The sequence below is a fragment of the Bacillus sp. AFS073361 genome (genome assembly GCF_002567005.1).
In the GTDB taxonomy this organism is placed as follows: Bacteria; Bacillota; Bacilli; order Bacillales; family Cytobacillaceae; genus Neobacillus.
In genome coordinates this window covers 1-15,127 of the sequence record NZ_NUZU01000033.1, presented here as the reverse complement: position 1 = coordinate 15,127, position 15,127 = coordinate 1, and the positions used below count along the sequence as shown (strand labels likewise).

Sequence of the window (15,127 nt, the reverse complement as noted above, 5' to 3'; positions counted from 1 at the left end):
TCACCATTTGGTATTACTTTTTCCTGCAAGATGACAAAAGCTATCAAAACAAGACGGAAACCATGAAATAACAACATTTTTTTTGCGAAAAGCATTTTCTAAAATAAATATTTGCAAAAAAACAATTGAGAGAAATGATATAGAGGTTTATTATATGAAGTGAAAAAGATAAAGAAAGAAGGAGCAACATGTGGATTGCAGCGGCCTTTATTACTATGGTTTGCTTCGGGGCAAATAATACAATTTTTAAGTGGAGTACGGGGATGAGGGTCTCGAAGGTACATATACAGTTCTTTTTTTATTTTGTTGCCTTTGTCTTAACATTAGGATTTGCGATTGTTAATGAAACCGTTCATCTAAACGTAATGACTATTCTGCTGGGAGCATTGATTGGTATACTAAATGCAAACGGCAATATCCAAATGTCAAAGGCTTTTGAAAAAGGGCCTGCTAGTTTAACCTCACCATTAATAGGCACGAATACTATATTTCCAATCATTTGTGCAGCCTTTGTTTTTCATGAACAAATTACATTGATTCAGTGGTTAGGGATTGTATTTATGCTTGGGTCTGCCATGGCAATTCAATATTCAACGGAAAAAAAACGAAGGACCAATTATCTTCCTTGGATGATTCGTGTGGGCCTAGCGATTGTATCCTTTGGAATATTAGGGATTTTAATGAAAACAACCTCTTATTTGCATCTCAATTCATTGAATATCCTCATTTCTATGTATGGTGGCGGAAGTATTTATTTAATCATTTGTAGTGTCCTGACAAAGGAAAAATGGCAGAGATCAGAAGTCAATGTGGGTTCGATTGTAGGTCTAATTAGTATTTTAGGCTATAGTTGTTATTTCTACGCACTTAAAACAGGGACAGCTAGTATCGTCTTTCCAGTAGTAAGTCTAAATTGTCTAGTCGTTGTTCTAGCTGGATTTTTGCTTTATAAAGAAAAACTTAAAAGGTATCAAGTTATTGGCGTTCTTACTGCCATAGTTGGGATCATTTTTACGAAGTTATAAAAAAGTGCAGGCCTTTCAGTTTAATTGAAAGGTTCTGCACTTTTTTTTAGCTCAGACTTTAGTTAATGAGACCAAGCTTTTTCAATCCATTATAAATACCAGAATTAGTGACCTCTGTCGTTTTATGTTTGGCATATTGAAAAAGATCAGGATGTCCGTTTCCCATCGCAAAGCCTTCCCCGACAGTTTGAAGCATTTCCTTATCGTTCATTCCATCTCCAAATGCAATTGAACTTTCCTTATCGATTCCAAGTCTCTCTAATACTACTTGAACTCCAAAACCTTTGTTCACACTATCTTGAATGACATCATAACAATGGCGCATTCCGTCGACATTGACTTGTGATAAGTGGATTTCCTCTTCATTTTCCTGATAAAGGGCAGGATCGTCTTTTTTTAAATTCACCAGTGTCATCCCTAATACAGCGTTATTGACTGCCGGTGAATACGGTTCATTTTTGTGTAAGTGAAATTTGTGCATAAATTCAGTGCTAATCTCTGCTTCTATATTGGTAAAAACGTTCTTACTATTTGTATAAAGGACCACTTCATTCTGATTTTCCTTTGCAATTTCTAAGAATTTTGTAACGGTTGAGCTGTTCATTGGTTTCTGGTAGAGGTCCTTCCCTTTATAAATGGCATAGGCTCCGTTATAACCAATGAATGAATGAATATTCAACTCCTTGCCAAGTTCATCTATTTCATGAAGCGGCCGGCCGGTTGCTAAGAAAACCTCCACCCCTTTTGCTTGAACTTGTGAAATGGCTTCTTTGGTAGAATCCTCGATTGTATCATCAGGTCTCAGTAGTGTTCCATCAATATCTAAAAATAAAACTTTGTAATTGGTCACGTCCGCAGCTCCTTCTTCAAAAATTATTGGTTTTAGTCTACCACTTTTCGATAGTGGAAGTCACATTCATCTAATTGTGTTGTTTTCCAAGCTTGGAGGAATAATAGAGGGAATAGACATCAATATGAAAAAGTGAGGCAAAAAAATTATGAAAAAGATGTTCCTTCTATTCCTGTCTCTTCTCATTTTAGGACTTCCAAAAAATGTGGCAGCAAAGCAAAAAGTTCCGATTCTAGTCTATCACTCCATCGACCAATATAGTGGGACTGGCTCTAAGGAGCTATATGTGACACCAGAAAACTTCGAGAAACAAATGACCTATTTAAGAGACCATGGGTATACCTTATTAACTTTCGAGCGTTGGCAGGATATAAAATCAGTCCCAAAGCCAATATTTATCACCTTAGATGACGGGTATAAAAACAATCTCCATGCGTTTTCAATTTTACAAAAGCTGTCAAATAGAAATTTTCATCCGACTGCTACCTTTTTTGTGATTTCCGATTTTATCGGTAGAACGAACCGCTTAACAAATTCGGATCTAAGGATGCTAGTAAATACAGGATTAATCTCAGTTCAGTCACATACATCGACACATCCTGATTTAACCAAAGTGAATAACCTAGAATACGAACTGAAGGAATCGAAAGAAAAAATTCAGAAAATAACAGGGAAACCGGTAATTGCAATCGCATACCCTTATGGAAATACGAATGAACATGTGGTGGCAGAAACAAAAAAATATTATCAATTTGGACTCACAACTACGCCAGGTCCATTTTCTCTGACGGGCTTTAAAAACGAACTCTACTATTTACCACGGATTTATATAAAATATTCAACTATGCTCGCTGATTTTGAACAAGCGGTGAAGGTAGAGTAAGCAGATAATGAAAAGACACTGTAAACTGTCCGCAATCTGTATGTAATCAAACAACGCTATAATAGTAAAACATAATCATGACTCTATTAGGGCGGGTGTTTATATGGAAGAGACAATGGTAAAATCCTACTTACAAAAATCACTAGATGAGTGGAAGGATGATATCTCACTAGTTTTAACTGAGATTGCGAATGAGTACGATGAGGTAGCACAGGAATTAAAAGTATATTCCTACAAATATGGAATCACCAAGCAAGTGATTCAATCGACAGTAAACGAAGAAATTATTGAAAAAATTCGTGATATGTATCATAAACCTTTTGAAGAAAGCTATAATCAGCTTAAAGAATACATAAAGGACTTAGAAGAAAAAAGGCGTGTATTTCAAATGTTTATTCAAAAGATTGAGGAAGTAACCAAAAAAGAATCAGCGAAAATTACTACTTATTAACATTAACTTCATCCTACAATTAGCGGCCTGATCATTGTGATTAGGCTGCTTTTTTTATTTGGCTGTTGTATAGGACCAGTGTATCCATGTCATGCATATATTGAAGCAAGAGTTTAATTTTGAGGTGTGAAACAAATGATTACCGCTACGATTGGCAGCAAAACCTATCGAATCCCAGATAACCTTGAGGAATATTTTCAACCGTTTCGCTCACAAGTAATTGGGATAAACCAGGAATTTGAATCTCCTCTTGGAAAAAAGAAAATTGTTTATGCGGATTGGACGGCCAGTGGGCGTCTTTATCGCCCCATCGAGCAGAAGATCTCAGAGGTATTTGGCCCATTTATGGCCAATACACATACAGAATCGAATATAACCAGTTTAATGATGACGGGAATATATAATCAATCCAAACAAATTATTAAGGACCATGTAAATGCCGACGAGCATGATGCACTGATCCTCGATGGATTTGGGATGACATCAGTTATGAATAAGTTTCAAAGACTTTTGGGTATTAGAGTACATGAACAGTGGAAATCGCGGCTGGCACTTCCCGAGAGTGAGCGACCCATTATTTTTATTACGCATATGGAACATCATTCCAACCAAACATCGTGGCTTGAAACAATAGGGGATGTAGTTATTTTACCTCCAGACCATGATGGTAATGTGGACTGTAATCAGTTGGTCCAGATGCTTCAGCATTATAAAAATAGAAGAATGAAGATTGGTTCGTTTACAGCATGCTCGAATGTAACGGGGCTTCAAACCCCATACCATCAATTAGCCAAAATCATGCATCAACATGGCGGGATCTGCTTAGTGGATTTCGCAGCATCAGCTCCGTATGTAACGATCAATATGCATCCAGTGGATCCCTTAGAAAAACTTGATGCCATCTTTTTCTCTCCTCATAAATTTCTAGGAGGACCGGGTACTAGTGGGGTATTGGTTTTTGATACTCGACTGTATTCAAATCATGTTCCAGACCATCCAGGGGGTGGAACGGTGACATGGACGAATCCATGGGGAGGGCACCAATATTATTCTAACATCGAGTTGCGGGAGGATGGCGGGACACCCGGTATTCTTCAAGCGATTCGGACCGCCCTATGCTTGAATTTGAAAGAACAAATGGGTGTAGACAATATATTGAAACGTGAGAAAGAACAGTTAAGTATCCTATTACCTAAATTAGGTGACATACCGGGTGTTCATATATTAGCTGGACATAAAAGCGATCGTCTCGGGATTGTTTCGTTTTATATTGAAAATATCCATTACAATTTAATTGTTCGCCTGCTCAATGATCGGTTTGGAATTCAGGTAAGAGGAGGGTGCTCTTGTGCAGGGACCTACGGGCATCATCTCCTTCATATTGATAAAGAATCCTCTTTACAAATTACTGAGAAAATTAACCAGGGGGACATGTCGCAGAAACCAGGATGGGTACGGTTCTCAATCCATCCGATTATGACCAATGAAGAAATTATGTTGTTTGTAAATGCTATAAGAGAAATTATCTTAAACATTAATGAATGGAAGAATGATTATCTTTATGATAAGGCAAGTAATGATTACTTTTATGTCCACCACCAAAGAGAGGACATGGCTCCGCTATTTCGATTTGAATAATGAATAAGGTTACCCACAAACTTGTTTGGGCATATGCTGTCAAGAGAAAGGTGGGGTCATATGATTCACACAGTTAAGCCAGGGGAAACGCTGGGGATTATCTCTGCAAATTATCGCGTAAGTCTCCAAAGCCTTTATGCAGCTAATCCTGGGGTCGGGCATTTACATGTGGGACAAAAAATTCAAATTCCAGGTCTGCCAGAGCCTTCTACGATTCCATATTCCATTCAAATCTCTGTTGGTAAACGAAGACTTTCATTATACAATAATGGCAGACTAGTGAAAATTTTTCCCATCGCCGTAGGGAAGATGTTGACAAATACACCAACTGGGGATTTCGTGATTGTTAATCGGCAATATAATCCCGGGGGCCCCTTCGGCGTATTGTGGCTGTCGTTATCAAAACAGGGCTATGGTATTCATGGTACCAACAACCCAAGTTCGATAGGGAAAGCGGTCTCTCATGGCTGTGTAAGAATGTATAATCGGGATGTATTACAACTTGCAGAGATGGTACCTAATGGAACTCGCGTATTGATACGTCCTTAAGTGAGAAAAGGCAGATTTTCGAATCAGCCTTTTTTATTTATCCTTGGAATTCGTTTAATTAATTTCACAATCTTCACAAATTAACCAATCAAAATTATAATTTTTTAATATAAAGGCAATTATGAGACCGAGGGGAGACGTTTGTATTGACAAAAGTATATATCATCCATGAAAATAGCGACTGGACCATTCATCTTACAAAGCGGTTAGACGAATTAGGTGTGCCTTATGAAGAATGGCACTTAGACAGCGGCCGTCTGGACCTTTCAAAAGAACCGCCAGAAGGGGTTTTTTATAACCGGATGAGTGCGTCCTCACATACAAGAGGTCATCGGTTTGCGCCCGAATTTGCTGGACAAGTCCTTTCCTGGTTAGAAGCGCACGGCAGAAAGATTATTAACGGGTCGCGAGCACTACATTTGGAAGTTAGTAAAGTAATTCAATACTTGGAACTTAATAAATACCGAATCGAAACACCTCGAACCATTGCAGCCGTAGGGAAGGAGCAAATCCTTGAGGCGGTAGTTGAATTTATGGGTAAACCTTTTATCACAAAACATAACCGAGCGGGGAAAGGGTTGGGTGTACAGCTTTTTCAATCTTTAGAGGGATTAAAAAATTATGTAGAGGGACCTTCTTTCGAAGAACCAGTGGACGGGATAACATTAATTCAAGATTACATACAAGCACCGGAAAGTTTTATTACTCGCTGTGAATTTATTGGCGGGAAATTCGTTTATGCAGTTAAGGTAGATACGTCGGAAGGATTTCAATTATGCCCGGCAGATGCCTGCCAGATTGGTGATTTATTTTGTCCAGTTGGCGAAGAGAAGGAAGAGAAACCAAAATTTGAAATCATTGCTGGTTTTTCAGACCCTATAATTATAAAGTATGAACAGGTACTTGCTGCTAACCAGATTCAAGTAGCCGGCATTGAATTTATCTGTAATGGAGCAGGCGAAATTTATACGTATGACATCAATACAAATACCAATTATAATTCAGAGGCTGAAGCAAGGGCAGGAAAATTTGGAATGTTGGAGCTTGCTAAGTTTTTGAAAGGAGAGCTAGAACGTTTGATAGTATAGTTTAGGTATAAAGATAAGGTGTGAATTTCTTCACGCCTTATCTTTATGTGACCAACTTTAATTATTCTGCTTTTGCTGCTTGAATTTGAAGATTGATTTTTACTTTATCAGCAACAAGGACACCGCCCGTTTCAAGAGCAGCATTCCAAACGAGGCCATATTCAGAACGATTAATCGTACCTTCTGCACTAAAACCAACTTTTTCATTTCCCCATGGATCTTTTCCCTGACCCTCAAAAGTAACTGCAAAGGTTTCTGGCTTTGTTACACCGCGAAGTGTTAAATCACCAGTAACATTGTATTCACCATCGTCCGTTTTTTCAATTTTTGTGGAACGGAATGTCATCGCTGGATGATTGGCTGCATCAAAGAAATCTGCAGAAACTAAATGTCCGTCACGATCCTGATTTCTTGTATCTACACTTGCTGTATCAACGGTAAATTCAATATTTGCTGTTGTTAAATCTGTTGGATCTGCTTCGATTGTCGCATCAAATTTGTTGAAAGTACCTTTCACATTTGCAATCATCATATGGCGAACAGAAAAATCTACACTACTGTGTGATGCATCAATAGCCCATTTTGTTTTAGTCATTTTTAAATTCCTCCAGTGTTTATTTTTAATTATTTTATCTTGAAATCGAAATAACTTAATTCGAGATAAATTATATGATGCGGACAAATATATTGTCAATTATATTTTATTAATTTTTTAAAAGCTTTTTCTCATACTATATTTATAAGTTAAAAATGTCAGATTGAATTTTCTATAAGGGAAAGGTTGTAGCATATTGAGTGCGGTTTAAGGAAAATAGACAATAAAAAAACGCCCAAAAGGCGTTTTTGATTCGTAGTGATAATCTTCTTGAAAATGTAGAGGGAGCATGATAAAATGACAGTTGGCATAAATTGAATATTATGCGATAGTTTAAAAAATACCTATTATAACATTAACACAATTCGATTCAATTGTCAACAATTGACCAAAACTTACCTGGAGAGTGGTTGGATGAGCGATTTACTAAGCAAAGACTGGCAAGTGGAACAAACAAGAGTCATTTCAGTGGTAAATGAAATCGATAAAAAAATAAATAAATTAAAATCAAATGCAGGAAAAGTTGGTGCTGATGTTCTTGAGATTCGAAAGGAATTTTGGGAAGATGTAACTGTCAATTTAGATGAACCTGATGATGTAATTGAAACAGCGGCGAGTATCAAACAGCAGGTTGAACTCCTCTCTGAACGTGAGAGGACACATAATCAGTTGGATAAACAGCTTAACACACTGTCAAGATTAAAGTATTCCCCATACTTTGGACGGATTGATTTTTTAGAAAAAGGAGAAACAGCCACGGACCACGTGTACCTTGGAATTGCGTCGTTGATGGATGAACATGATGAAAATTTCTTAATTTATGACTGGCGTGCACCCATATCGAGCCTTTATTATGACTATTCACCAGGCCCAGCTCAATATAAAATCCCAGAAGGAACGATTGAGGGGAATATGAGCTTAAAGCGTCAATTTATTATAAAAGCCTCAGAGATTAAAGGGATGTTTGATACAGGGGTAACGATTGGAGATGAAATGCTTCAGGAGGTCCTTGGGAACAATGCGAGCACTCAAATGAAAAGCATTGTTGCTACTATTCAACGGGAGCAAAATGAAATTATTCGCAATGAACGTGCAAAAATACTGATCGTTCAAGGAGTTGCGGGGAGTGGGAAAACGTCTGCAGCCCTGCAACGGGTTGCCTACCTGCTCTATCGTTATCGTGGGACTTTAAATTCAGAAAATATTATGTTATTTTCGCCTAACCCGCTATTTAATAGCTATGTTGCCACAGTTTTACCTGAGCTTGGGGAAGAAAATATGCAGCAATCCACTTTTCAGGAATACCTAAATTCTCGATTAGGGAAGGAATTTGATGTGGAAGATCCTTTTACCCAGATGGAATATTTGCTAAGTGGAAAGGATGAAAAGGATTATCATGAAAGAGTTGAGGGGATTCGCTTTAAAGCAAGTTTGGACTTTAAGAATATTATCGATCAGTACACAAAGGGTTTATCTCAGAAGGGCCTAATTTTTAGGGATTTAAAATTTAGAGGCGATGTATTAATTTCTAAAAAGGAGATTCATGATTATTTTTATTCCTTAGAGGATCACATTACCATTCCTAATCGAATGAAGCTTGTTAAAGAATGGTTGTTAAGAGACCTAAAGCGAAAAGTTAGACAAGAGCGATCAAGGAGTTGGGTGGAGGATGAAATCCAATACCTCGAAAAAGAAGATTTTATGGAGGCATTCAAAAAGCTTCAGGAAAAGAATCAATTTTCCGGTAATTCATTTGATGATTTTGAGCAGGAGCAAAAGTTTCTTGCAGAAATGGTCGTAAAAGAGAAGTTCAAGCCATTATTTACACGCGTAAAAAGTTTACGGTTTGTTGATGCTCCACGCGTTTATTGCCAGTTATTTAAGCAAGCTGAATATATGGATAAAAGCCTGCCGATTGATTGGAAGAATATTTGCAGACAGACGGTGGATAAGTTAAATGAGAAAATCATTCCATATGAAGATGCCACTCCATATGTGTATCTCCAGGATTTAATTGAGGGGCGTAAGTCTAATACGGCGATTCGGCATATTTTTATTGATGAAGCACAAGATTATTCACCATTTCAGTTTGCTTTTATTCAAACTCTATTTCCTTATAGTAAAATGACATTGCTTGGGGATTTTAATCAAGCAATATTTTCTGGTGCCACGGGTGCGGAAACTGTTCTAACTAACCAAGTCAAAGCAGGGGAGGAGGTCGAATCGTTTGTCCTTACCAAAACCTATCGATCGACAAAGGAAATTGTCGACTTTACCAGTACGTTGATTGAGGGCGGGGAAAAGATTGAACCCTTTAATCGCAGGGGAAGGAAGCCGTTAGTTTCAGTCATTGATGAGGATGGCAGAACAGGATTAATTGTAAGGAAAATAAAAGATTTTCAAAATGAAGGACATCGTACTATTGCAGTCATCTGCAGGACGTCTGATGAAAGCATAAGGGCCTATCATGCACTTAAAAACGAGATTCCATTGCATCTAATTGAGAAGGGAACAATCTCCTATGAAAAAGGGATTCTTGTCATTCCTTCGTATCTAGCGAAAGGGATCGAATTTGATGCAGTAATTTTGTATGATTGTTCTGGGTACAAGGATGAAAGTGAACGGAAATTATTTTATACCGTCTGCACAAGGGCCATGCATGAGCTGCATATGCTTACCACGTCAGGGATTAGCCCTTTAATGGAGAAAACGCCAAACGATACCTACTTATTCGAAAAAACCAATGTAATCTAACAATAAAGAAACTGTATGTCTCATTTAGAAACATACAGTTTCTTTTAGATTATAATTGAAGTATTTTCTTACCAACTTTTATACATGCTATCTACAACAAACTTGGAAACGAGGTATTCACTTGCTAAAGGAACATCGAAGTCTTATTATTTTTCTTCTGCTTTTCTCTATTGTCCTTATTTGGTCAGCGATTCATCCCCATGATCGTTTCACGTGGTGGCTAGAGGTGATTCCGGCACTTTTAGGTGTATTTATCTTATTATTAACCTATCGTTTCTTTCAATTTACAACACTGGTTTATTTTTTAGTCCTTGTTCATGCGTCAATCTTATTTATTGGCGGTCACTATACATATGCAGAAATGCCGTTGTTTAATTGGTTTAGAGATATTTGGGACTTGGACCGCAATTATTATGACCGTCTTGGTCACTTCGCACAAGGGTTTATTCCAGCAATTATTATCCGTGAATTATTGATAAGAACTTCTCCGTTGCGAGATTCGAAATGGCTGCCCGTTACGGTAATCTGTATATGTTTAGCTATTAGTGCAACCTATGAATTAGTCGAATTCACTGTGGCTTTGTTGACAGGAGAAGCAGCAGAGGCTTTCCTTGGAACCCAAGGTGATGTTTGGGATACCCAATGGGACATGCTGTTAGCATTAATTGGCAGTATTATTTCCTACATTACTTTACGTATCATTCATTCGCGGCAGATTCAAAAAATTGTAACGAGTGAATAATCTGAAAAAATCAAAAACCAGCAGAATCCATCTGCTGGTTAATTTTATTTCTTCCATTGTTTTTGAACTTGTTCTAAAGCAAGTTGGAATATTTCATCCTCTGAAGTTTCACGGTGGGTGATGACGTTTGTTAAATAGCTTTTTCCTTCGAAAGTAACAGTTACTTCAACTTGTACCATAAATAAAATCTCCTTTTCAATAATAAAATTTATTGGTTTAATATGTAATTAAAAATTACACAACGATTAAACCTATTTGCAATTTGAAAAATTATGACATGAATTGTTCATCGAACATTTCTAAAGTATTTAGTTTTGATATAATCATATTAGAGTATCTATAAAATGGAGGTTTCTAATTTCAATGTATTTTGAAGAGGTTAAAAAAGAAACGTTATATATTGCACTTGAGATGATTAACTCGAATCCCGAATATAATATTTTTGAAAATGGTAAAGAGGCTAGAACACTTGCTGACATGGAAGAAGAATTCTTAAATCCTAATTCAATTAGTGCCTTTATTAAGCTAGATGACACGTATATTGGTATCCTTGATTATTTATTAGAAAATCCGAAGGACCATTACCCGTGGCTGGGTCTATTACTGCTGCATGGTGATTATCAAGGATATGGGTTCGGTGCACAGGCATTTGCAGTCTACGAAAATGAGATGCTGAAACGAGGTAAGAAAATCGTTAGAATTGGTGTATTAAAAGAGAACTTAAGAGCACAACGCTTTTGGGAAGCATTAGGATTTAATTATTATAATTCAACAACCATGCAAAATGGAAGTGGTATTTTTTGTTACGAAAAATCAATCGGACAATAACATCAAATTGAATGTTACACCTCTAAATACATGAATTGCTCGGCAAAGTGCTGAACTTGATCTTTATCGATTTGATTTTTTTTCAGCAGTGATTCAGCAATGATCACATGTGCCTGAATAGACGCATCTTTTTTTAAATCTCGTATGGACAAATCGCCGTTTAATAAAAGGATTGCTTTTTCTCTAATGTCTTGATTCTTGGATGACTTGTATAATAGATAGGCAATACATGTTACCTTATCCACAATTATCACTCCTCTATAATCAAAAATAACATTTTTTTACTATTTCGACGAGAAGCAACTTTTTTCCTGCTAATATTCTGAAAACTTATTAAAACTCTAGAGATTTTGTTTTTATATAAGAATCTTGTATGAAAACGGTCTATTAATTAGAAAATTCAAATAAATTATAATAAAGAATCTTCGCGGGGGCGGTTGTTAATGTTTGAGTATAAGGAAGAAAAACTTTCTGGTTTTGCGGTGGTTAAAACAATTACCAAAGATGGATATCATATTAATGACGTAAAATATGAAAGCCCTTTCAAAGGAGAGGTTTCAGCCTACCTATTCATACCGGATCAACTAGGCCCTCTACCTGCAGTCATTTATATGCACCCAAGTCAAGGAGATAGAAAAACATTTTTCTGTGAGGCCCAAATGCTAGCAACCCAGGGCTATATAACCCTGCTCATTGAAGCCCAATACTTAAGAGGGAATAAACAACTAGAGTTGCGAGGAAAGAAAGAGTTTACAAAAACGATTGAGGAAATGGCAAATATTCAAAAATATATTCAAACAGTAATGGATATAAAAAGGGGAGTCACGTTGCTTAGAGAACTAGGAAAGGTGGATGAATCCAAGATCGCCTTTGTCGGCCAAGGCATGGGGGCAGCATGGGGTGGTATTCTTTCTGGTATTGAAAATCGCATAAAAACATTTATTCTGATCTCAGGATATGGACAGGTGTCAGAGATGCAAATGACAAGTGAGCATCCATTAGCCGTGCTAATTCGTGGTTTCCTACCACCTGAACGCTTCGAATTTTTTATTTCGAGTCTTAAGAAATTGGATGCGATTCATTATGTTAAAAATGCTTCGCCAGCATCGATCTTTTTCCAATTTGCTGAAAATGACGAATATATCGGTCGAAACCATGCTAATTCTCTTTATTCAATTGCTAGTTCTCCAAAAAAAATCAGTTGGTATGATACGAATCATGAATTTTCCGACTGCGAAGATGCCTTCTATGACCGGATAGAATGGCTGAATATGCAATTCTCCGGGCAGAAATCCAAGCTTTTAAAAGAATCGACGCTGACTAAAAAATTACTTTTAAAACGGAAATCTTGTTGAATATTGCTAATTTGATATGACTTTTATATAATATTGAAGGGATAAAAGAAAAACGATGATAGTATTATGGAATATTACCTTTCGTCCCAATGGGATGGGAGGTTTTTTTACCTTTTTACATAAGATTTAGGAGGAAAACCAATGAAACAGGCCTTAATCAAGGATTTATACAGAAATACCGAAAGCTATATTGATCAAAAAGTAGAATTAACTGGGTGGATTCGGACCATTCGTGATTCCAAAACTTTTGGGTTCATTGAATTAAATGATGGCAGCTTTTTTAAAGGTGTACAGATTGTTTTTGATGAGCAGTTAGCGAACTTTAAGGAAATCGCGAAACTTCCAATCAGCTCATCCATTAGGGTAAAAGGGGATTTTATTCATACTCCTCAAGCAAAGCAGCCTTTTGAAATAAAAGCGACTGACATTGTGATTGAAGGTACGTCAAATGTGGATTATCCATTGCAAAAGAAGAAGCATTCGTTTGAATACTTACGAACAATTGCCCATTTACGGCCAAGGACTAATACATTTTCAGCCGTTTTTCGTGTAAGGTCGCTTGCGTCCTATGCGCTTCATAAATTTTTCCAAGATAAAGGGTTTGTGTATGTTCATTCACCAATTATTACCGGAAGTGATACAGAAGGTGCAGGGGAAATGTTCCGAGTAACTACCTTAGATATGGACAATCTTCCGAAAAATGAAGAGGGCAAAACGGATCTTAGCAAGGATTTCTTTAACAAAGAAACCAATTTGACCGTAAGCGGGCAGTTATCGGCAGAAGCGTTTGCTTTGGCATTCCGGAATGTCTATACCTTCGGCCCAACATTTAGAGCAGAAAACTCTAACACCGCAAGACATGCGGCGGAATTTTGGATGGTTGAGCCTGAAGTTGCCTTCGCTGAACTGCCGGATATCATGGATTTAGCAGAAGAAATGGTGAAATATGTAATTGGCTATGTATTAGAACAGGCTCCTGAAGAAATGAATTTCTTTAACAGCTTTATTGAAAAAGGTTTACTAGACCGGTTAAATAATGCCTATACGGCAGACTTTGGCCGTGTGACCTATACAGAAGCGATTGATATTTTACGGGAGTCTGGTGAAAAGTTTGCCTATCCAGTAGAATGGGGCCTTGACCTGCAAACCGAGCATGAACGCTATTTAAGTGAAAAGGTATTTAAACGACCTGTTTTTGTTACTGATTATCCAAAAGAAATCAAAGCTTTCTATATGAGACTTAATGAAGACAAGAAAACAGTTGCTGCAACAGATTTATTAGTACCGGGTATTGGTGAATTGATTGGCGGAAGTCAGCGTGAAGAACGTGAAGAAATCTTAGCAGGTAAAATAAATGAACTTGGCATGACTGAAGAAGATTACTGGTGGTACCTGGAATTAAGGAAGTATGGCGGTACGAAACATTCAGGATATGGTATTGGTTTTGAGCGTTTAATTATGTATCTAACAGGAATGACTAATATTAGAGACGTAGTTCCGTTCCCAAGAACAACAGGGAATGCAGAGTTTTAATTAAAAAGAGAAGACCAGTTTTCGAATTGGTCTTCTCTTTTTTGAAATGACAATAAAGTATAAGTTTTTGAAATTAGATTACTGTCTAGCTCCAGCGCCCTAGCGGCTAGTGTCCTTCACTCTCCACCTTTCGATAAGTCAACATCGAATGCGCCTCCGGCTCTTCGTGTTTCCTTTATCTCAGTTGGAGCGCTCCAGGCCATACGCCGCTGACCAGGGGCTTACGCTTTTCTAATTTATTGATCCTTTAATTCCTCTTCGAAAAAGAATGTTTCCGGGTGTTCCTTAACGATATAAGAATATCTTTTCATGTTTTTTACATATTGTGATTTTAGAATGGTGACGACTTCGCCAGTTTCAATAATATTTACAGATTGTCCGTTTTTGTATAGATTGGTTGAGTTTTTCACTTTTACACCCCTTTACCTATTCCTTATTAAGTATATCATAAAATCCTTAATCCTATTGCTATCTTATTGGATAAGTAAACTCAATTGGAAATCATAAAGCCCACTTCCTTTCAAAACAAAACGTAATGTGTTATGCTTTAAAGAAAGTGAGGTGTCATTTTGACAAATTATAAGGCAAGAAAAAGTAACCTCAAAGAATTACTAGCTAAAAACGGTATGGACTTGGAAAGTTTGGAAAGGAATACAAATATTCCTCAAACTCAACTCAACGACTATCTGTCAAAGAAAGTAATGAACTTAAATACTGCAATGACCATTTCCAAAGAATTGAATTGCCGGATTGAAGATTTATATATTTGGTCTTCAGAGGAGAAAGAAGCATAGAAGCATAAAAAACAGACTCAACATAGAGGCCACTGCAATAAG

17 protein-coding genes are annotated in these 15,127 nt (G+C 37.1%); 12 read left to right on the top strand and 5 right to left on the bottom strand.

All coding sequences use genetic code 11. The features are described from left to right. The first annotated feature begins 188 nt into the window (after window positions 1-188). Complete coding sequence (locus COJ96_RS16705; RefSeq protein WP_098574949.1) at window positions 189-1,025, top strand: DMT family transporter; 837 nt, start codon at window positions 189-191, stop codon at window positions 1,023-1,025. A gap of 58 nt (window positions 1,026-1,083) precedes the next feature. On the opposite strand, the gene COJ96_RS16700 is transcribed toward COJ96_RS16705, so the two are convergent. Beyond that, a complete protein-coding gene (locus tag COJ96_RS16700; protein ID WP_098574948.1) occupies window positions 1,084-1,875 on the bottom strand; it encodes a Cof-type HAD-IIB family hydrolase in 792 nt (263 codons plus the stop codon). 148 nt (window positions 1,876-2,023) lie between these two features. Here COJ96_RS16700 and COJ96_RS16695 point away from each other — a divergent pair, with 148 nt between their 5' ends. The 5 genes from COJ96_RS16695 to COJ96_RS16675 all read left to right on the top strand — a co-directional run bounded on the left by COJ96_RS16695 (window position 2,024) and on the right by COJ96_RS16675 (window position 6,484). Further along, on the top strand, window positions 2,024-2,758 hold the full coding sequence (locus COJ96_RS16695; RefSeq protein ID WP_098574947.1) for a polysaccharide deacetylase family protein: 735 nt from the start codon (window positions 2,024-2,026) through the stop codon (window positions 2,756-2,758). 103 nt (window positions 2,759-2,861) lie between these two features. Then, complete coding sequence (locus COJ96_RS16690) at window positions 2,862-3,209, top strand: hypothetical protein (RefSeq protein WP_026563700.1); 348 nt, start codon at window positions 2,862-2,864, stop codon at window positions 3,207-3,209. A gap of 135 nt (window positions 3,210-3,344) precedes the next feature. Next, a complete protein-coding gene (locus COJ96_RS16685; RefSeq protein ID WP_098574946.1) occupies window positions 3,345-4,847 on the top strand; it encodes an aminotransferase class V-fold PLP-dependent enzyme in 1,503 nt (500 codons plus the stop codon). A gap of 60 nt (window positions 4,848-4,907) precedes the next feature. Further along, a complete protein-coding gene (locus COJ96_RS16680) occupies window positions 4,908-5,396 on the top strand; it encodes a L,D-transpeptidase family protein (protein ID WP_098574945.1) in 489 nt (162 codons plus the stop codon). Window positions 5,397-5,542: 146 nt separating this feature from the next. After that, window positions 5,543-6,484, top strand: a complete 942-nt coding sequence (locus tag COJ96_RS16675; protein ID WP_098574944.1) for an ATP-grasp domain-containing protein — start codon at window positions 5,543-5,545, stop codon at window positions 6,482-6,484. Window positions 6,485-6,545: 61 nt separating this feature from the next. On the opposite strand, the gene COJ96_RS16670 is transcribed toward COJ96_RS16675, so the two are convergent. Further along, window positions 6,546-7,079, bottom strand: a complete 534-nt coding sequence (locus tag COJ96_RS16670; RefSeq protein WP_098574943.1) for a YceI family protein — start codon at window positions 7,077-7,079, stop codon at window positions 6,546-6,548. A gap of 414 nt (window positions 7,080-7,493) precedes the next feature. Here COJ96_RS16670 and helD point away from each other — a divergent pair, with 414 nt between their 5' ends. Beyond that, on the top strand, window positions 7,494-9,833 hold the full coding sequence (gene helD / locus COJ96_RS16665; protein ID WP_098574942.1) for an RNA polymerase recycling motor HelD: 2,340 nt from the start codon (window positions 7,494-7,496) through the stop codon (window positions 9,831-9,833). A gap of 121 nt (window positions 9,834-9,954) precedes the next feature. Further along, on the top strand, window positions 9,955-10,575 hold the full coding sequence (locus COJ96_RS16660) for a DUF2238 domain-containing protein (RefSeq protein ID WP_098574941.1): 621 nt from the start codon (window positions 9,955-9,957) through the stop codon (window positions 10,573-10,575). 44 nt (window positions 10,576-10,619) lie between these two features. On the opposite strand, the gene COJ96_RS16655 is transcribed toward COJ96_RS16660, so the two are convergent. Beyond that, window positions 10,620-10,754 (bottom strand): BA3454 family stress response protein, encoded by a 135-nt coding sequence (locus COJ96_RS16655; protein WP_098574940.1) that lies wholly within the window; start codon window positions 10,752-10,754, stop codon window positions 10,620-10,622. A gap of 184 nt (window positions 10,755-10,938) precedes the next feature. Between COJ96_RS16655 and COJ96_RS16650 the strand changes: the two genes are divergently transcribed. Then, window positions 10,939-11,403, top strand: a complete 465-nt coding sequence (locus COJ96_RS16650; RefSeq protein WP_098574939.1) for a GNAT family N-acetyltransferase — start codon at window positions 10,939-10,941, stop codon at window positions 11,401-11,403. A gap of 14 nt (window positions 11,404-11,417) precedes the next feature. Here the strand turns inward: COJ96_RS16650 and COJ96_RS16645 are convergent, their stop codons facing one another. Then, window positions 11,418-11,648 carry a hypothetical protein gene (locus COJ96_RS16645; protein ID WP_098574938.1) on the bottom strand — a complete coding sequence of 77 codons (231 nt, stop codon included), beginning with the start codon at window positions 11,646-11,648 and terminating at the stop codon, window positions 11,418-11,420. Between the two features lie 198 nt (window positions 11,649-11,846). On the opposite strand from COJ96_RS16645, the gene COJ96_RS16640 reads away from it, so the two are divergent. Both COJ96_RS16640 and asnS read left to right on the top strand, forming a co-directional pair. Beyond that, window positions 11,847-12,758: an alpha/beta hydrolase gene (locus tag COJ96_RS16640; RefSeq protein WP_098574937.1), complete on the top strand. Its 912-nt coding sequence runs from the start codon at window positions 11,847-11,849 to the stop codon at window positions 12,756-12,758. A gap of 141 nt (window positions 12,759-12,899) precedes the next feature. Further along, entirely contained in the window at window positions 12,900-14,291 is a 1,392-nt protein-coding gene (gene asnS, locus COJ96_RS16635; protein ID WP_098574936.1) for an asparagine--tRNA ligase, read from the top strand. A 236-nt stretch (window positions 14,292-14,527) separates the two neighbouring features. Here asnS and COJ96_RS28720 read toward each other — a convergent pair whose 3' ends face one another. Beyond that, the gene (locus COJ96_RS28720; protein ID WP_180230150.1) at window positions 14,528-14,701 is read right to left on the bottom strand and encodes a hypothetical protein; all 174 of its coding nucleotides are present in this window, start codon (window positions 14,699-14,701) and stop codon (window positions 14,528-14,530) included. Window positions 14,702-14,860: 159 nt separating this feature from the next. On the opposite strand from COJ96_RS28720, the gene COJ96_RS16630 reads away from it, so the two are divergent. Then, a complete protein-coding gene (locus COJ96_RS16630) occupies window positions 14,861-15,085 on the top strand; it encodes a helix-turn-helix domain-containing protein (protein WP_098574935.1) in 225 nt (74 codons plus the stop codon). Window positions 15,086-15,127: the final 42 nt, after the last annotated feature.